Below are 17536 nucleotides of genomic sequence, written 5' to 3'. Positions count from 1 at the left end.
GTAAAAAAACACAATGGCTCCACTCGCGCAACGCTGCGCGCCCCCTACTGGAGTCAACCATGACCACGATCCTGCAAATCAACTCGGCGGCCCGCTCGCAAGGCGCAAACTCGACGCTGCTTGTGAACGAACTGACCGACAAGCTGCAACAGTCGAACCCGGGCGCGCAAGTCGTCGTCCGTAATCTGCAAGCCGAACCGCTGCCCCACCTGGACGACGCCGTGCTCGGCGCGTTCTTCACGCCGGCTGACCAGCGCACGGCTGAGCAAGCCGCGATCGCCGCACGCAGCGACGCGCTGATCGCCGAACTGCAAGCCGCCGACATCATCGTGATCGGCGCGCCGATGTACAACTTCGGCATCTCGTCGCAACTGAAGACGTACTTCGACTTCCTGGCGCGCGCCGGCATCACGTTCCGCTATACCGCGAACGGTCCGGAAGGCCTCGTGACGGGCAAGAAGGTTTATGTCGTGTCGGCACGCGGCGGCAAGTATCTGGGCACGCCGAACGACAGCCAGACGCCGTATCTGAAGACCTTCCTAGCCTTCCTCGGCATGACCGACGTGAGCTTCATCTACGCGGAAGGCCTGAACATGGGCCCCGACGCGGCGAGCGCCGCGCTGGCTTCGGCACGCGAAGCGATTGCTGCTGCTTGAGGTGCGGGCTCGGCGATGCCTGGGGTGCGTCTTGGGATGCCGCACGGGTAGCGTCTAACCGGGCGACTCGAGCAGCGTTACCGCCACTTCGCCGCAGCGCCTTCCGGCACACTGCAAAAAAAACGCCACCGGCTTTGGGCCGCGTGGCGTTTTTTGTCTGGCGTGCGCGATCGGCGTTGCGCCGACCCACGCGCGTTGCTGCCGCCTACGCGAGCATTTGTGCTTCGTCGGGCAGACGCCAGTCGATCGGTTTGCGGCCGTGCTGCACGAGATACTCGTTCGCCTTGGCAAAATGTCCGCAGCCGAGAAAACCCCGATGCGCCGACAACGGCGACGGATGCGGCGCCTCCAGCACGTAATGCGATTTGCCGCCGAGCAGCGCGCGCTTTGCCTGTGCGTGCGCGCCCCAGAGCATGAACACGAGACCGTCGTGGCGCATCGCGAGTTCGTGAATCAGCGTGTCCGTACATTTCTCCCAACCGCGTTTGGCGTGGCTCGCTGCCGAATCGCGCTCGACGGTCAGCACGGTGTTCAGCAGTAGCACACCTTGTCTCGCCCAGGTGTCGAGGCATCCGTGACGCGGAGGTTCGTGGCCGAGGCTGGCAGCGATTTCCTTGAAGATGTTGCGCAGCGACGGCGGCGTGCGCACGTTTGGCGCGACGGAAAACGCGAGCCCGTGTGCTTGCGGCGTGCCGCGGTCTTCGCCGTGATACGGGTCCTGGCCGAGAATCACGACTTTCACTTCGTCGGGGCTCGTCAGGCGCAGCGCGCGGAACACGTCGGCGGGATACACGGTTTTGCCTGCGGCGCGCTCACCGTCGACGAAACGGCAGAGCGGCGCATAAGCGTCGCTTTCAATAAACGGTTTCAGATGCGCGCGCCAGGCAGCGGGCAGGGCGGCGAATTGCGCTTCCAGCGTGGGCGGCGTGCTGGCGGTCGTGTGCGGTGGCGGCGCGGCGGAGGCTGCACTGGCCGGTGCAGCGTCGTCGCCGAACAGCGATGCCTGGGACGCCTGCGACCGCGTCGAGCGTGTATGGGATGAGGAAGTCATGGCGCAGAAGTGTCGCAGCAAACGGGATACGGCTCAAGTCGCGGCGGCGGCGCCTCTTTAGATGCCGTGCAGGGCGACGCAGCGGTGAGAAGCCGCGACCATCGGTGGGAAGCGGTGAGCATCGTTGAAAGAAGGCCGGCTGCCGACGGAGCCCAGCAGCCGTTCGCGAGACGGCGCGCCGCTCAGCCTGCCCGCAACTGATATCCGCGCTGCGCCTTGCTGATGTTTTCCGGCTCAAGGCCCGCGACCGCTTTGCCGAGTTCGGCGCAGAGCGCGTGCAGCGCGGCTTCGTCGCCGGATTTCAGTTCGAGTTCGATCTCCGAGATGGGCGCACGACGCAACTCGCCGTTCACTTCGGTAAGCACGTTGCCTTGATCGATTGCGGCTTCGACCTCCGAACCGTCGACGCTCACCTGCCACAGCGTGCGGGTGAAATCGGTGCGGAAGAGTTCGATCAGCTGGGGCGCCGCTTGGCGCAGCGCTTCTGCCGCCGCAGGCTCGTCGCAGTCGCACAGCAATGCGTCGATGTCGAGCGCCTCGCCCGCGACAGGCATTTCCCACTCGTGACGGCTATGCAACCCGTTCGTCGCGTTGCCCACCGTTTTGAAGGTTTGCAGCCAGCCGTCCGGGGTATGGCGCAAACGCAGCGCGCTCTTCGACGCTGCGAGCGCGAGTTGCGGCGTATCGAAGTAAATGTTCGACAACCTGATCGCGCGGCCTTCCTCGCCGGTGCGCGCGGCGAACCAGCCACCGGCCGCCTTGACCTGCGCGGCCGGCAGCAGCAACTTGATCTCGCGTTCCATGCCCATGGTCTGCTCCGCTGTTTTTGCTAAACGCGACGCACTGACATCACGCCGCGCCGGGAAAGAACATGCGAGCAAGCTCCACGCCCGGCTCGTCGGCGCGCATGAACGCCTCGCCGACGAGGAACGTATTCACGTCCTTCGCGCGCAGCCGTTCGACATCCGCTCGCCCCAGAATGCCCGATTCCGTTACGACGATACGGTCGTCGGGAATGGCCTCGAGCATGCCGATTGTCGTTTCGATCGACGTCTCGAAGGTGCGCAGATTGCGATTGTTGATGCCGATGAGCGGCGTTTTCAGCGTGAGCGCCTCCATCAGCTCTTCGCGGTCGTGTACTTCGACGAGCACGGCAAGCCCGAGCGAATGCGCGAGCGCTTCGAGATCCTGCATCTGCGAGGTTTCGAGCGCGGCGGCGATCAGCAGGATCGCGTCCGCGCCCATGGCGCGCGCCTCGACGATCTGGTACGGATCGACGATGAAGTCCTTGCGCAGCACCGGCAACTGGCAGGCGGCGCGCGCCTGTTCCAGATACGCGACGCTGCCCTGAAAGAACTGCACGTCGGTCAGCACGGACAGGCAGGCCGCGCCGTGCTGCTCGTAAGAACGCGCGATCTGCGCGGGCACGAAGTCTTCGCGCAGCACGCCTTTGGAGGGGCTCGCCTTCTTCACTTCGGCGATCACAGCGGCAAGCCCCGCTGCGTGCTTCGCGCGCAATGCACCGACGAAATCGCGAATGTCGCGCGAAGAAGCTTCGAGGCGCAGCTCTTCGAGCGGGGCGCTTTGTTCGGCCGCGCGGACTTCTTCGCGTTTGACCGCGATGATACGGTCGAGGATGTCGCTCATAGGTGTCTCGCTACGATGGTTGCTACGTAATCAGTGCTTGAATTGCTGCGTGAAGCGGATCAGCTCGTCGACTTTCGCGCGAGCCTTGCCGCTCCCAATCGCTTCGCGCGCAAGCTGAATGCCGTCCGCAATCGACGACGCCACGTTTGCCGAATAAAGCGCCGTGCCCGCGTTCAGCGTGACGATCTCGCGCGCGACGCCCGGCTTGTTGTCGAGCGCTTCGAGCAGCATGGTTTTCGATTCGGCGGCGTCCGCGACTTTCAGCGTGCGGTTCGACACCATCTGCATGCCGAAGTCTTCCGGATGAATCTCGTACTCGTGCACCTCGCCGTCGCGCAATTCGCCGACTTGCGTCGCCGCGCCCAGCGACACTTCGTCCATGCCGTCCATGCCGTACACAACCAGCACGTGCTTTGCGCCGAGACGCTGCATCACGCGAACCTGAATGCCGACCAGATCCGCGTGAAACACGCCCATCAATTGATTCGGCGCGCCGGCCGGATTGGTGAGCGGACCGAGAATGTTGAAAATGGTCCGCACGCCGAGTTCGCGGCGCACGGGCGCAATGTTCTTCATGGCCGGGTGATGGTTCGGCGCGAACATGAAGCCCATGCCGGTTTCCGCGATGGATGCGGCCACCTGTTCCGGCTGCAGGTCGATATTCACCCCGAGCGCTTCGAGCACGTCCGCGCTGCCCGACTTGCTCGACACGCCGCGGTTGCCGTGCTTCGCGACTTTCGCGCCGGCCGCGGCCGACACGAACATGGTCGCCGTGGAGATGTTGAAGGTATGCGAGCCGTCGCCGCCGGTACCGACGATATCGACGAAGTTCGAGTTGTCCTGCACGTCGACGTGCCGGGCAAATTCACGCATCACCGTGGCGGCGGCGGTGATTTCGCCGATGGTCTCTTTTTTGACGCGCAAGCCGGTAATGATCGCGGCGGCCATGACGGGCGACAGTTCGCCGCGCATGATGAGGCGCATCAGATGCAGCATTTCGTCGTGGAAAATCTCGCGGTGCTCGATGGTCCGCTGCAGCGCTTCCTGGGGCGTGATGGTCATGATGTCGTCTCGCTTCATCAGGCGGTGCGTTGGGCGGTCTTCGCTTTGGACTGCTTCACGAAGTTCTCGAGCAGCGCGTGGCCGTGTTCGGAAAGAATGGATTCCGGATGGAACTGCACGCCTTCAACCGCTAGCTCCTTGTGACGCACGCCCATGATTTCGCCGTCTTCGGTCCACGCCGACACTTCGAGGCAATCGGGCAGCGATTCGCGTTCGATGGCGAGCGAGTGATAGCGCGTCACGACGAAATGCTTCGGCAGATCGGCGAATACGCCTTTGCAGTCGGTTTCGATCGTGCTGACCTTGCCGTGCATGATGGTTTGCGCGCGCACCACGCGCCCGCCGAATGCTTCGCCGATGGCCTGATGGCCGAGGCACACGCCGAGAATTGGCGTCTTGCCGGAAAATTCGCGCAGCACGTCGAGCGTGATGCCCGCGTGTTGCGGATTGCTCGGACCGGGCGACAGGCAGATTCGCTCGGGGTTGAGCTTTGCGATGTCGTCCAGCGTGATTTCGTCGTTCCGATAGGTGCGCACGTCTTCGCCGAGTTCGCCGAAGTACTGCACCAGGTTGTAGGTGAACGAGTCGTAATTGTCGATCATGAGCAGCATGGTGTGTCTCCGGTCAGAAGTCGCTATCGAGGCCGTCCTGGACCTGCTCGGCCGCGCGCAGCACGGCGCGCGCCTTGTTTTCGGTCTCTTGCCATTCGGATTCGGGCACCGAATCGGCGACGACACCCGCAGCCGCCTGCACGTACAGATTGCCGTTGGCGATCACGCCGGTGCGGATCGTGATGGCGAGGTCCATCTCGCCGGTGAACGACAGATAGCCGACTGCGCCGCCGTAGAGGCCGCGCTTCACGGGTTCGAGCTCGTCGATCAGTTCCATCGCGCGGACCTTCGGCGCGCCGGACAATGTGCCCGCAGGGAAGGTGGCGCGCAGCACGTCGAAATTGGTCGTGCCGGGCTTCAGCTTGCCTTCCACCGAACTCACGATGTGCTGCACGTGCGAGTATTTCTCGATCACCATCTTGTCTGTGACGACGACCGAGCCGATTTGTGCGATCCGGCCCACGTCGTTGCGCGCGAGGTCGATCAGCATCACGTGTTCGGCGATTTCCTTCGGGTCGTTGAGCAGTTCCGTCGCGAGTTCGGCGTCGCGCTCGGGCGTGTTGCCGCGCGGACGCGTGCCGGCGAGCGGGCGAATCGTGACGATGCGGTCTTCGCCGCGCTTTTCCTGGCGCACCAGAATTTCGGGCGACGCGCCGACCACGTGGAAGTCGCCGAAATTGTAGTAATACATATAAGGCGACGGATTCAGCGAACGCAGCGCGCGATACAACGACAGCGGATTGTCGCGATACGGCTTCGTCAGACGCTGGCCGACCTGCACCTGCATGAGTTCGCCCGCGGCGATGTACTCCTTGGCCTTGCGCACGGCGGCCAGATAATCGTCTTTTGCGAACTCGCGATAGGTTTCGGTGCGCACGCTCGCCGATGTAACCGGCGGCTCGACCGTCGCGCGCAGGCGCTGACGCAGTTCGCGCAGACGCTGCTTCGCCTTCGTGTAGGCCTCGGGCTGTGTCGGGTCGGCGTAGATCACGAGGTACAGCTTGCCCGCGAGGTTGTCGATTACCGCGACTTCTTCTGTCAGAAGCAACTGGATGTCCGGCAGGTTCAGATCGTCTTTCGGCGCGGTATGTGCGAGTTTTTTCTCGATGTAACGCACTGCGTCGTAGCCGAAGTAACCGGCGAGGCCGCCCGCGAAACGCGGCAAGCCCGGGCGCTGGGCGACCTTGAAGCGGCCCTGGAATTGCTGGATGAACTCGAGCGGATCGCCGTCATGGGTTTCGACGACCTTACCGTCGCGCACTACTTCGGAGACGCCGTTGCGCGTGCGCACGAGTGTGCGCGCCGGCAGGCCGATGAACGAATAGCGGCCGAAGCGCTCGCCGCCCACCACGGATTCGAGCAGGAACGAATTCGCGCCGTTGCGCTCCGTTTGCGCGAGCTTCAGGTATAGCGAAAGCGGCGTTTCGAGGTCGGCGAGCGCTTCGGCGATCAGCGGGATGCGGTTGAAGCCCTCGTTGGCGAGGGACTGGAATTCGAGTTCGGTCATGTTCCGATCCTGTTCATAGGTCCGGCGGCAGCGTGCGTCGGACAAAGCGGGGCATAGCGCAGCCGGTCAGGCGTTCGTTCGATATTGGCGATGATGAACCGACCGGCGCGATTTTCCCATCGACGCAAGCACGGAGTTCCGGCGCCAGCGGTACTGTGCAAGCACACGCAGGCCGAATCAACCGATGCAGCTGAGTACAGCGATGCGAACGAGGGAAAAACGCGTGAGCGCAGCGAAGTAAAAAACGGTTGCCGAAGACGAGCTTCAGCGTACCTCGGGCGAGGTTAGCGCGACCAGCGACGCCAGGGCCAGGCTCCCCGGTCGATGCTAATCAGACTCCGTTTTTTATTCAGAAACATGAGGATGAAGGACTTTTCAAGTCGTGGAATGGTGCGCTGCGATCGCGTTGGCGGCGTCGAGCAGCGAGGCAACTATACCATCGGATTTTATTGTTTGTATAGCTTGGCCATGGTTGTAGCCGTACGGCACGGTCAGCGTCGCCATGCCGGCCGCGCGGCCCGCCAGTGCGTCGTTTTCCGAATCGCCGATCGCGACCGTGGCACGCGGATCGACGCCCAGTTGCGCCGCAGCCGTGAGCATGGGCAGCGGATCGGGCTTTTTCTTAGGCAGACTGTCGCCGCCCAGCACCACGCTGAAATGGTGCGCGAGGCCATATTGCGCGAGCAGCTCGACGGCAAAGCGGTGCGGTTTGTTGGTCACGCACGCGAGCTTCAGGCCGGCGTCGCGCAGCGCGGCGAGGCCGGCTTCCACGTCGGGATAAAGGCGCGTGTGCAGACCGTTGATCTTCGCGTACTCCGCCTGAAAGATGGCGAGCGCCTCGTCGAAACGGTCTTGCGCGTGCTCCGCTTCGAAGCGCGGCGCGAGCACGCTGCGGATCAGATGCTCCGAGCCTTTGCCGACATAGCCGACCACTTCCTCGCGCGAGGTTTCCTCCGCGTCGAGCTGCGCGAGCATGCCGTTGAGACCGGCGGTGAAGTCGTCGGCGGTGTCGATCATCGTGCCGTCGAGGTCGATGATCGCGGCCTGCAGGCGCAAGCCGGTGAAAGTCGGGGCGGGGAACGGAGCGGTCATCGGGCGCGCGGTATCAGTGCTGGGCTTGGTGCTGGATGTTGGTGAGCGCAGCGCGCATCTTGTCGATCACGACCTTGTGATCCGGCTGGCCGAAGATCGCCGAGCCCGCCACGAACGTGTCCGCGCCGGCCGCGGCGATTTCGGCAATGTTGTCGACCTTGACGCCGCCGTCCACTTCGAGATGGATTTCGCGGCCGGTGCGCGCCTTGTACGCGTCGATCCGCTTGCGCGCTTCGCGCAGCTTGTTGAGCGCCTCGGGAATGAACGACTGACCGCCGAAGCCCGGATTCACCGACATGATGAGCACAAGGTCGAGCTTGTCCATCACGTGATCGAGGTAACTCAGCGAGGTGGCGGGATTGAAGACGAGGCCTGCCTTGCAGCCATGATCGCGGATCAGCGACAGCGTGCGGTCTATGTGGTCCGAGCCTTCCGGGTGGAAGCTGATCAGATTCGCACCCGCCTTCGCGAAGTCCGGCACGATACGGTCGACGGGGCGCACCATCAGATGCACGTCGATGGGCACGTCCACATGCGGACGGATGGCTTCGCATACGAGCGGACCGATAGTCAGGTTCGGCACGTAATGGTTGTCCATCACGTCGAAATGGATCCAGTCGGCGCCGGCGGCGACGACGTTGCGGACTTCTTCGCCGAGGCGGGCGAAGTCGGCTGACAGAATGCTGGGGGCGATGCGGAATTGCGTCATGGCGGCGGGCGGATGCAAGCGGGAAAGCGCCATTTTACCTTTTGTGCGGGTGGTGGGCAGTGCGGCGAGTGGTGCGGCCGAGCGCGGAGAACGGCCGGATGGCGGGAGTGGCCGAGCGACGGAGGGCGGTTCTCGTGGCGGTCCCTTGCAGTTTTGCCGCTACTGGCTTGCCGGCGTCGAATCCGAAGCCGCGCGAAGGCCGTGAGCGCCCGAGGCGCCTTATGCGCCCTAGCCCAAAGGTTATGTCCGGTTGCGGGCGCCTCGCTCATGACGCAGAATGCCAAACCATGGCGCATCGGCGTCGAGGGGCCTGAAGCCGTTGGCGCTCGGGCTTTCCAGCGATCTTGTCGCACCGTTTCACCAGATTGGAATCAGGATGAGCCAGTACGAATTCAGCGTGTCGGCGCAGGTGCAGTTTCTGCCCGAGGAGTCGGACCCGGAGCGCCGCCAGTATGCGTTCGCCTATACGCTGACCATCCGCAATACCGGTCAGGTGCCCGCGCAACTGATCGCGCGGCATTGGGTGATCACAGACAGTGAAAAGACGGTGCAGGAAGTGAAGGGTCTCGGCGTGGTTGGCCACCAGCCGCTCCTCAAACCCGGCGAGCAGTTCGAATACACGAGCTGGGCGGTCATCGCCACGCCGGTCGGCACGATGCGAGGAGAGTACTTCTGCGTGGCTGAGGACGGTGAGCGTTTCGACGCGCCGGTGCCGGAGTTCATTCTGCGCATGCCGCGCACGCTGCATTGAACCGGGACCATTGCCCGCGGTCTTTAACTGGGCAATGCGGCGGCGACGCGGCTTCCATCGGCGCAGTGGAGTGCGCAGACGGGCGCTGCGTCAGCGCGGTTGTGGCGGCTTTTGCGTTTCGCGGCTGTGGGCGCGCGCCGCTTTCTTTTTACCGGATGACGTCCACACGACGATGAACACGAGCAGGAACAGCGCGAGAAGCGATTCCAGCGCGAAGATGAGCATTGGGTATTCGTCGAACAGATCAGACATGGCGGTTTCCATCAAGAACGAACATTGTATGCGTTTTGTCCGCGCGGCCGGTGCCTGGCTCGGTGCGCTGTCGGCTGCGGCCATTCTCGCCGCCTGTGGCGGCGGCGGGGCGGTTCGGCCGGCAACTTCGCCACCTACCGGCGCCGCGATCATTCCTGGCCAGATCGCCGCCACGCGCCTCACGGCGGTAGCGTGGCAGCAGGTTCCCGGCTGGCAGGACGATTCGCTGATTGGCGCCACAGCCGCCTTGCGGCAGAACTGCCTGAGGCTCGCGCGTCAACCGAATTGGGCACGGGCCTGTGCGGCAGCGGCGCAGCTGGACGATCTCGACGTGACGAGCGCGCGGGCTTTTTTTGAGGCCTATTTCACGCCGTTCCAGCTAGCCAACACCGACGGCACGCTTGACGGCCTCGTCACCGGTTATTACGAGCCGTTGCTGCGCGGGTCGCGCACTCGCCATGGCGTGTATCAAACGGCGTTGTATCGCTGGCCATCCAGCTATCGTCCGGGTGCGCCGATGCCGCCGCGCGCGCAGCTCGAACGAATGGGCGTGCTGAACGGCAACGAGCTTGTCTGGGTCGACGACCCGATTGAAGCGTTCTTCCTGCAAGTGCAGGGTTCCGGCCGGATCGTCATGGAAGACGGCAGCGTAATGCGCCTGGGCTTTGGCGGCACGAATAACCAGCCGTACAAATCTATCGGAAGATGGCTTCTGGACCGCGGCGAGCTGACGCCTGCGCAAGCCACCATGCAAGGCATCAAGGCCTGGGCGCGCGCGAACCCCGGGCGCGTGGACGCGCTGCTGGATACGAATCCCCGTTTCGTGTTTTTCCGCGAGATGCCGTCGGCGGAAAGCGCGCCCAAAGGCGGCGCGGACGGTCCCATCGGTGCGCTTGGCGTGCCGTTGACGCCGGAGCGCTCCATTGCCGTCGATCCGACCTCGATCCCGCTTGGCACGCCGGTGTTCTTGCAGACCACGCGCCCGCTGACGAACTCGCCCATGAACCGCCTCGTATTTGCGCAGGACACCGGCTCGGCAATCAAGGGCGGCGTGCGCGCCGATTACTTCTGGGGTCTCGGCGATGACGCGGGCGACCTCGCCGGCAAGATGAAGCAGGGCGGCCGGATGTGGTTGCTGTTGCCGAATTCTTAGGGTGGGCAGCAGCCTCTCCGTCAGTGTCGCGGCGATGGCTACTCGGGCGCCGCTGGCGCTCGTGACGCGTCGTGCCCCATTGCCGCGGTGTGCGCCCCGCGCCCGAGCTAACCGCTTATCCGCAGCCTCGGCGAAAAACGGCGGGGTTCACTGCCCGGACTTGCGCTTGTCGACGACGCGCCTCGCCTTGCCCACCGAACGTTCGATTCCGTTCACCGGCAGCACGTTCACGACCGCGCTCACGCCGATCAACGCCTTGATGTCGTACGCGAGCGCCTGCTTCGCCGCGCTTAGCACGGTGGCGTCCGGCGCACTTTCCGGGCAAGGCTCGACGTTCAGCGTCAACACATCGAGTGGACCTTCCTTGGTGAGCACGATCTGATAGTGAGGCGCGAGGGCGTGTTGCTTCAGCAGCAGCTCCTCGATTTGCGTGGGGAATACGTTGACGCCCCGCACGATCATCATGTCGTCCGAGCGACCGGTGATTTTTTCCATGCGGCGCATGGTGCGGGCGCTGCCGGGCAAGAGACGCGTGAGGTCGCGCGTGCGGTAGCGAATGATCGGCAACGCTTCCTTGGTGAGCGACGTGAACACCAGCTCGCCCAGTTCTCCGTCCGGAAGAACCTCGCCCGTTTCCGGGTCGATGATTTCAGGATAGAAATGGTCTTCCCAGATGGTCGGGCCGTCTTTCGTTTCGACGCATTCCGAGGCCACGCCCGGTCCCATCACTTCCGACAAACCATAAATGTCGACCGCGTCGATTCCCATACGTCTTTCGATTGCCTGACGCATGTCGTTGGTCCACGGCTCGGCGCCGAAGATGCCGATGCGCAACGAGCAAGTGGCAGGGTCAATGCCCTGGCGTTCCAGCTCGTCGGCGATTGACAACATGTAGCTCGGCGTCACCATGATGATGTCGGGCCGGAAGTCCTGGATCAGTTGCACCTGCTTTTCCGTCTGGCCGCCGCCGAACGGGATGACGGTGAGGCCCGCCCGTTCGGCGCCATAATGCGCGCCCAAACCGCCGGTGAAGAGGCCGTAGCCGTAGCTCACATGGACTTTGTCGCCGGGTTTGGCGCCGGCCGCACGGATCGAACGCGCGACGAGATTCGCCCAGGTGTCGATATCGCGAGCGGTGTAGCCCACCACGGTCGGCTTGCCGGTCGTTCCGGACGAAGCGTGAATGCGCGAGACGCGCTCTTGCGGCACGGCGAACATTCCGAACGGATAGCTGTCGCGCAAATCCTTCTTGGTCGTGAACGGGAAGCGCGCAAGATCCGCGAGCGTCTTCAGTTCACTCGGATGAATTCCCGCTTCGTCAAATTTTCGACGATAGACCGGTGAATTTTCGTAAGCGTGGTTCAGCGACCATTTGAGCCGTTCAAGTTGAAGCGCGGCAAGTTCGTCGCGGCTGGCGGTCTCGATCGGATCGAGCGGAAGGGCGGGGCTCATTGCATGTCTCCTTGCTGCCTCAATGCTAATGCGGGGCTGATATAGGTTGCGCTCAAGCGCAAAATTCGAGCGTGGGCGCCGGACTGCGCGCCGCTGCGACACGGCGAATCGATTGCCGTGTCGCCGCTCATCACTGCCGCGGACTTGCGACTCCCGGGTGGAGCGCTTGCCGCACGCCTTCTCTGTGCGGTGACGCTGTCGCGTCTCTTCTCGTCTTACTCGGGTCCCGTGCCAGACGGCGTATGCGGAATGACGTTTCCCTTGATCTGCGCCGATTTGCCGCGAAACAGGGCAACTGTGTCGCCGGCACGATTGGTGACGCGAATATCGTAGATTCCGGTGCGGCCGTTCAAGGTCTGTTCGACGGCCTCGGCAGTGAGCACGTCACCGCCATGCACGGGACGCAGAAACTCGATGGAGCAACCGGACGCTACGGTGTTGAGGTTGCGCGAGTTGCAAGCGAACGCAAAGCTCGAATCTGCGAGTGTGAAGATCAGTCCGCCATGGCAGATTTGATGGCCGTTGAGAAAGTCGTCGCGCACAGGCATCCGCAGACGCGCATAGCCGGCGCGCACTTCCACGATTTCGAGGCCGAGCGCACGGCTGCACGCATCGTTCTCGTACATCGCGGCGGCGGTGGCGCGGGCGAGTTCGTCGGGTGTCATTTCCGCGGGATAAAGAGATTGCGTCGACATATCAGCGGCCCTCGAAGCGCGGCGCGCGCTTGTCGACGAAGGCTTGCACGCCCTCCGCATAATCATGCGACGCCCCCAGCTCGCGCTGCAGGTCGCGCTCCAGGTCGAGTTGCTGATCGAGCGTTTGCGTCGCGCCGGCGCGCATGGCCTGCTTGATCGCGGCAATGGCGCGCGTCGGTTGCTGCGCGAGCTGCGCCGCCAGTCTGGTGGCGGCTGCGGCGAGCTCGTCGTCGTCAACTGCTTGCCAGATAAGCCCCCAGTTTTCGGCTTTTTCTGCGCTGACTTTGTCGCCGGTGATGGCGAGTCCCATCGCGCGCGCCATGCCGACGCGCTGCGGCAAGAACCAGGTGCCGCCTGAATCCGGCACGAGACCGATCTTCACGAATGCCTGGATGAAGCTGGCCGAACGTGCCGCCAGCACGATGTCGCAGGCGAGCGCCAGATTGGCGCCGGCGCCGGCCGCCGTGCCGTTGACTGCCGCGATCACGGGTAGCGGCAGTGCTTGCAAGCGGCGAATCAGCGGGTTGAAATGCGCGTCGATCAAGTCGCCCAGGTCTGTCATGGCGCCGGGCGTGAAATCCAGATCGGCGAGGTCCTGCCCCGCGCAGAATCCGCGGCCGGAGCCGGTCAGGACGAGCGCGCGAGCGCCGTTCGCCTCTACCTCGCCGAGCGCAGCCGCGAGTTCCTCATGCATGGCACGCGTGAAGCTGTTCAGCTTGTCCGGGCGGTTCAGCGTAATGGTCGCTACGCGGCTCGACGCGTCGAACGCGAGGCGGATCGCTTCGTATGACATTGGGTGTCTCCTCAAAGTCTCTTTCGCGGAACTGCAGCGCTTGACTTCAGAGCCGCTCGATGACGAGCGCGATGCCCTGGCCCACGCCGATGCACATGGTGCAAAGCGCGAAGCGCCCGTTGCAGCGCTCGAGCTGGTAGAGCGCGGTCGTGACGAGGCGCGCGCCCGATGCGCCGAGCGGGTGCCCGAGGGCAATTGCTCCGCCGTTCGGATTGACGCGCGGGTCGTCGTCGCGCAGTCCGAGCGTGCGCAGAACCGCGAGTCCTTGCGATGCGAATGCCTCGTTCAACTCGATCACGTCGAACTGATCGAGACTCATGCCGAGTTGCTTGAGCAACTTCTGCGTGGCGGGCGCGGGCCCTATACCCATGATGCGCGGCTCGACGCCCGCCGTTGCCATGCCCACCACGCGCGCGCGGCGGCGCAGCCCATATTGGTCGGCGGCTTGCTGGTTCGCTAGCAGCAGCGCGCACGCGCCGTCGTTCACGCCCGACGCATTGCCGGCAGTCACGGTGCCGTCCGGACGAACCACGCCCTTGAGCCTGGCCAGGCTTTCGAGCGAGGTCTCGCGCGGATGCTCGTCGAGCGTCACGCGAATGGGATCGCCCTTCTTCTGCGCGATTTCCACACCGACGATTTCCTGCGCGAGCATGCCGTCACGTTGCGCGCGCGCGGCCTTCTGCTGGCTGGCCAATGCGAACCCGTCCTGATCTGCACGGCTGATTCCGAATTCGACTGCGACGTTTTCCGCCGTTTCGGGCATGGAGTCGACGCCATACTGACGTTTCATGAGCGGATTGACGAAGCGCCAGCCAATCGTCGTATCGTAAATATCCGCTTGCCGCGAAAACGCGCTCGCCGCCTTGCCCATTACAAACGGCGCGCGAGTCATGCTTTCCACTCCGCCGGCGATCATCAACCGGGCTTCGCCCGCCTTGATGGCGCGCGCCGCGCTACCGACAGCGTCCATGCCCGAGCCGCACAGGCGGTTGATCGTCGAACCCGGTACGTCGGTGGGAAGTCCCGCGAGCAGCGCCGACATGCGCGCCACGTTGCGATTGTCTTCACCGGCCTGGTTCGCGCAGCCATAGATCACGTCGTCCACAGCACGCCAGTCGACGCCAGGATTGCGCTCGATCAATGCCTTGATCGGCACGGCGCCGAGGTCGTCGGCCCGGACGTCTTTCAGGGTGCCGCCGTAGCGGCCGATGGGAGTGCGGATCGCGTCGCAGATAAAGGCGTCGTTCATGTCCATTCCTGCTCAGGTGGACCGGCGGTGCATGCCGATCCGATGTCTCATGTTAGTTGGCGGGCACGGCGCGGTCTATTCGGCCAAAAGGCATAGGACGAAGCCGTGCTTTTGTCTTATGACGTTCAGCTAGCTACCGCTGGCGCCGCTTTCGGTTCAACATGTACGCGGCTTTGGACCACACGGAAACGGTTTGCGACGAAGGCTGCATCGGTAAGCGCGGCGTTGGCCGCAGGGTTCGCGCCAGTGCCATGGAAATCGGAGAACGCAGCCGACTGGTTGACGAACACACCGCCCGTCAGGTTGATCGAAAGCGCGACACCGCCGCGCAGCGACGCCTCGTGCGCTTCTTCGAGCACAGCTTCATCGGTGCTGTACACGGACAGAGTGAGCGCGCCGTGCTCGGCTGCAATCGTCCCGGCAAGTTCGAGAGATTGCGCGGTCGAGTCCGTAGCAATGACGAAGGAGATGGGACCGAACCATTCCTTGGTGAATTGGGCGCGGTCGGTTGCGGCATCGAGCTGGACCACAAGCGGCGTGCGCACACGTGCGCCGGCAAAAGCGGGGTGCTCGAGCGTTTGACTCTCGACCAGAATCCGGCCGAGCTTCGCGGCTTCGTCGATGCGTTGCGTGACGCCTTCGTTCTGAATGGCACCGAGTAGTTCGACGGCGCGGGCCGGGTCCGCCACCAGTTTTTGCACGGCGCCGGCTATGGCCTGCGCGATTTCGTCGAAGGTGAGCGTGCCGTCCGCGGTACGAATGCCGCAGCGCGGGACATAGATGTTCTGCGGCGCGGTGCACATCTGGCCGGAGTACAGCGCGAGAGAGAACGCGATGTTGCGGGCGACGGCTTTGATGTCGTCAGCGGAGTCGATCACGATCTGGTTGACACCGGCTTTCTCGGTATAGACCTGTGCCTGGTGCGCGTTGCGTTCGAGCCAGGTGCCGTTTTGCGTGCTGCCCGTGAAGTCGATCAGCTTGATTTCCGGACGTACGGCAAGGCTTTGGACGACCGCGCCGTCGTTAGGCTCAGTGGCGAGCAGGGTGATGACGTTCGGATCGAAACCGGCTTCGCGCAGAACGTCGCGCGCAATGCGCACGGTGATCGCTAGCGGCAGAATCGCGCCGGGATGCGGTTTCACGATCACGGCGTTGCCTGTGGCGAGGTCGGCGAAAAGACCTGGATAGCCGTTCCAGGTGGGGAAGGTGCAGCACCCGAGCACAAGGCCTGTGCCACGAGGCACGATGGTGTAACGCTTGTGCATGGCGAGCGGCGGGTTTTTGCCTTGCGGTTTTTCCCAATGGGCGTCGGCGGGAATACGGCGCAACTGGTCCCACGCGTAGACCACGGCTTCCAGCGCCCGGTCTTGTGCGTGCGGGCCGCCCGCCTGGAAGGCCATCATGAAGGCCTGACCGGTCGTATGCATCACGCTATAGCCGATCTCGAAGCTGGCGCGATTGAGCCGGGCGAGAATTTCGAGCGACACGCCGATCCATGCCTTCGGCCCGGCGGCGCGCCAGTTGCGTTGAGCGGCCGCGGCGGCCGCGATCAGTGCATCGGGATCGGACTTGGGATAGCGAATGCCGAGCGGAAAGCCGAAAGGAGACGCTTCCGCGCCGACCGTCTCCCCCGTGGACGGTTGGTCCAACTCGAAGGCTGCGTTCAGGTGCGCTCTGAAGGCCGCTTCGCCGTCCGCGTTGGCGGTTTCCCCGTACACTTTCGGACTGGGCATCTCGACGAATGGGCTCCAGTAACCGCGCGTCTCGGCCGCGGCGAGCGCCTTTTGCAGCGTATCTTCGTGCTTGGTGAATAACGGATGTGTCATGGCAAAGGCTTGGCTGTGTATTGAGGAAAGCCCGTCGAATAATTGACCGACCGGTTGGTTGGTGAATGTTAGCATTATTAGGATGGCCGCGCGAAGCGTTTTTCGCGCTCAATTGATCACAAGGAGGCGGCATGGCTTACGAGAACATTCTGGTCGAAACGCGGGGGCGGGTCGGTTTGGTCACATTGAACCGCCCAAAGGCGTTGAACGCGCTTAACGATGCGTTAATGGACGAACTGGGGTCGGCGCTGCGCGCGTTCGATGCCGACGACGGCATCGGCGCCATTGTGGTGACGGGCAGTGAGAAGGCGTTCGCCGCCGGTGCCGACATCGGCATGATGTCGACCTATTCCTATATGGACGTCTACAAGGGCGACTACATCACGCGCAACTGGGAGACGGTTCGCTCGATCCGCAAGCCGATCATTGCAGCGGTGGCGGGCTTTGCGTTGGGCGGTGGCTGCGAACTCGCGATGATGTGCGACATGATTTTCGCCGCGGACACTGCGAAGTTTGGTCAGCCGGAAATCAAGCTGGGCATCATGCCGGGCGCCGGTGGCACGCAGCGCTTGCCGCGCGCGGTGTCGAAGGCCAAGGCGATGGACCTGTGCCTGACGGCGCGCTTCATGGACGCCACGGAAGCCGAGCGCGCCGGATTGGTGTCGCGGGTCATTCCTGCTGCGTCGTTGATCGAGGAGTCGATCTCCGCGGCCGCTACGATCGCGGAGTTCCCGCTGCCGGCCGTCATGATGGTGAAGGAGTCGGTGAATCGGGCGTACGAAACGACGCTTGCGGAGGGCGTGCATTTCGAGCGTCGGCTCTTCCATTCGCTGTTCGCGACGGAGGACCAGAAAGAGGGGATGGCGGCGTTCGTCGAGAAGCGCAAGCCAGTTTTCAAGCACCGTTAATACGCTTGTCAAAATAACGCTTGCAACCCGTCGCGGGGCTCGCTAGAATCTCGCTCTTTCGTGCTCCGGACGCCGGGGCACGGGAAGCGGGAAAGCCAGCAGTGGCAAGGCTTCCGGCGGTG

At 63.7% G+C, this 17536-nt stretch carries 18 protein-coding genes; 4 read left to right on the top strand and 14 right to left on the bottom strand.

All coding sequences use genetic code 11. The annotated features are described in order from the left end of the window. The first annotated feature begins 59 nt into the window (after positions 1 to 59). Positions 60 to 656: an FMN-dependent NADH-azoreductase gene (locus HV711_RS30425; RefSeq protein WP_013589721.1), complete on the top strand. Its 597-nt coding sequence runs from the start codon at positions 60 to 62 to the stop codon at positions 654 to 656. A gap of 205 nt (positions 657 to 861) precedes the next feature. On the opposite strand, the gene HV711_RS30420 is transcribed toward HV711_RS30425, so the two are convergent. From HV711_RS30420 to rpe, 8 genes are all read right to left on the bottom strand, one after another. Further along, entirely contained in the window at positions 862 to 1707 is an 846-nt protein-coding gene (locus HV711_RS30420) for a uracil-DNA glycosylase (protein WP_028362949.1), read from the bottom strand. A 182-nt stretch (positions 1708 to 1889) separates the two neighbouring features. Beyond that, positions 1890 to 2516, bottom strand: coding sequence for a CYTH domain-containing protein (locus HV711_RS30415; RefSeq protein ID WP_028362948.1), 627 nt, complete (start codon positions 2514 to 2516; stop codon positions 1890 to 1892). 40 nt (positions 2517 to 2556) lie between these two features. Beyond that, complete coding sequence (trpC, locus tag HV711_RS30410) at positions 2557 to 3354, bottom strand: indole-3-glycerol phosphate synthase TrpC (protein WP_013589718.1); 798 nt, start codon at positions 3352 to 3354, stop codon at positions 2557 to 2559. A 30-nt stretch (positions 3355 to 3384) separates the two neighbouring features. Further along, positions 3385 to 4416, bottom strand: coding sequence for an anthranilate phosphoribosyltransferase (trpD, locus tag HV711_RS30405; RefSeq protein WP_028362947.1), 1032 nt, complete (start codon positions 4414 to 4416; stop codon positions 3385 to 3387). Positions 4417 to 4433: 17 nt separating this feature from the next. Beyond that, positions 4434 to 5027, bottom strand: coding sequence for an aminodeoxychorismate/anthranilate synthase component II (locus HV711_RS30400; protein WP_013589716.1), 594 nt, complete (start codon positions 5025 to 5027; stop codon positions 4434 to 4436). 13 nt (positions 5028 to 5040) lie between these two features. Further along, positions 5041 to 6534, bottom strand: a complete 1494-nt coding sequence (gene trpE / locus HV711_RS30395; protein ID WP_035484074.1) for an anthranilate synthase component I — start codon at positions 6532 to 6534, stop codon at positions 5041 to 5043. 375 nt (positions 6535 to 6909) lie between these two features. Next, positions 6910 to 7626 carry a phosphoglycolate phosphatase gene (locus HV711_RS30390; protein WP_035484076.1) on the bottom strand — a complete coding sequence of 239 codons (717 nt, stop codon included), beginning with the start codon at positions 7624 to 7626 and terminating at the stop codon, positions 6910 to 6912. A 13-nt stretch (positions 7627 to 7639) separates the two neighbouring features. Next, complete coding sequence (gene rpe / locus HV711_RS30385) at positions 7640 to 8335, bottom strand: ribulose-phosphate 3-epimerase (protein ID WP_035484083.1); 696 nt, start codon at positions 8333 to 8335, stop codon at positions 7640 to 7642. A 376-nt stretch (positions 8336 to 8711) separates the two neighbouring features. Here rpe and apaG point away from each other — a divergent pair, with 376 nt between their 5' ends. Next, a complete protein-coding gene (apaG, locus tag HV711_RS30380) occupies positions 8712 to 9086 on the top strand; it encodes a Co2+/Mg2+ efflux facilitator ApaG/CorD (RefSeq protein ID WP_006052785.1) in 375 nt (124 codons plus the stop codon). 90 nt (positions 9087 to 9176) lie between these two features. On the opposite strand, the gene HV711_RS30375 is transcribed toward apaG, so the two are convergent. Continuing rightward, a complete protein-coding gene (locus HV711_RS30375; RefSeq protein WP_028362945.1) occupies positions 9177 to 9338 on the bottom strand; it encodes a hypothetical protein in 162 nt (53 codons plus the stop codon). A 28-nt stretch (positions 9339 to 9366) separates the two neighbouring features. Between HV711_RS30375 and mltA the strand changes: the two genes are divergently transcribed. After that, complete coding sequence (mltA, locus tag HV711_RS30370; protein ID WP_035484078.1) at positions 9367 to 10491, top strand: murein transglycosylase A; 1125 nt, start codon at positions 9367 to 9369, stop codon at positions 10489 to 10491. Between the two features lie 147 nt (positions 10492 to 10638). Here mltA and paaK read toward each other — a convergent pair whose 3' ends face one another. The 5 genes from paaK to paaN form a co-directional block, all read right to left on the bottom strand. Beyond that, positions 10639 to 11943 (bottom strand): phenylacetate--CoA ligase PaaK, encoded by a 1305-nt coding sequence (paaK, locus tag HV711_RS30365; RefSeq protein WP_035484080.1) that lies wholly within the window; start codon positions 11941 to 11943, stop codon positions 10639 to 10641. Between the two features lie 215 nt (positions 11944 to 12158). Beyond that, on the bottom strand, positions 12159 to 12638 hold the full coding sequence (gene paaI / locus HV711_RS30360) for a hydroxyphenylacetyl-CoA thioesterase PaaI (protein WP_028362942.1): 480 nt from the start codon (positions 12636 to 12638) through the stop codon (positions 12159 to 12161). Position 12639: 1 nt separating this feature from the next. Beyond that, a complete protein-coding gene (paaG, locus tag HV711_RS30355; protein WP_035484081.1) occupies positions 12640 to 13431 on the bottom strand; it encodes a 2-(1,2-epoxy-1,2-dihydrophenyl)acetyl-CoA isomerase PaaG in 792 nt (263 codons plus the stop codon). 46 nt (positions 13432 to 13477) lie between these two features. After that, positions 13478 to 14680, bottom strand: a complete 1203-nt coding sequence (pcaF, locus tag HV711_RS30350) for a 3-oxoadipyl-CoA thiolase (RefSeq protein ID WP_035484086.1) — start codon at positions 14678 to 14680, stop codon at positions 13478 to 13480. A gap of 125 nt (positions 14681 to 14805) precedes the next feature. Beyond that, the gene (paaN, locus tag HV711_RS30345) at positions 14806 to 16506 is read right to left on the bottom strand and encodes a phenylacetic acid degradation protein PaaN (protein ID WP_035484082.1); all 1701 of its coding nucleotides are present in this window, start codon (positions 16504 to 16506) and stop codon (positions 14806 to 14808) included. Between the two features lie 131 nt (positions 16507 to 16637). Here paaN and HV711_RS30340 point away from each other — a divergent pair, with 131 nt between their 5' ends. Continuing rightward, positions 16638 to 17414: an enoyl-CoA hydratase gene (locus tag HV711_RS30340; RefSeq protein ID WP_013589705.1), complete on the top strand. Its 777-nt coding sequence runs from the start codon at positions 16638 to 16640 to the stop codon at positions 17412 to 17414. Positions 17415 to 17536 lie beyond the last annotated feature (122 nt).

The organism is Paraburkholderia phenoliruptrix (assembly GCF_902859825.1).
Classification (GTDB): domain Bacteria; phylum Pseudomonadota; class Gammaproteobacteria; order Burkholderiales; family Burkholderiaceae; genus Paraburkholderia; species Paraburkholderia phenoliruptrix.
Note: the sequence above shows the minus strand (reverse complement) of the source record. Positions and strands in the feature narration are given on the sequence as shown.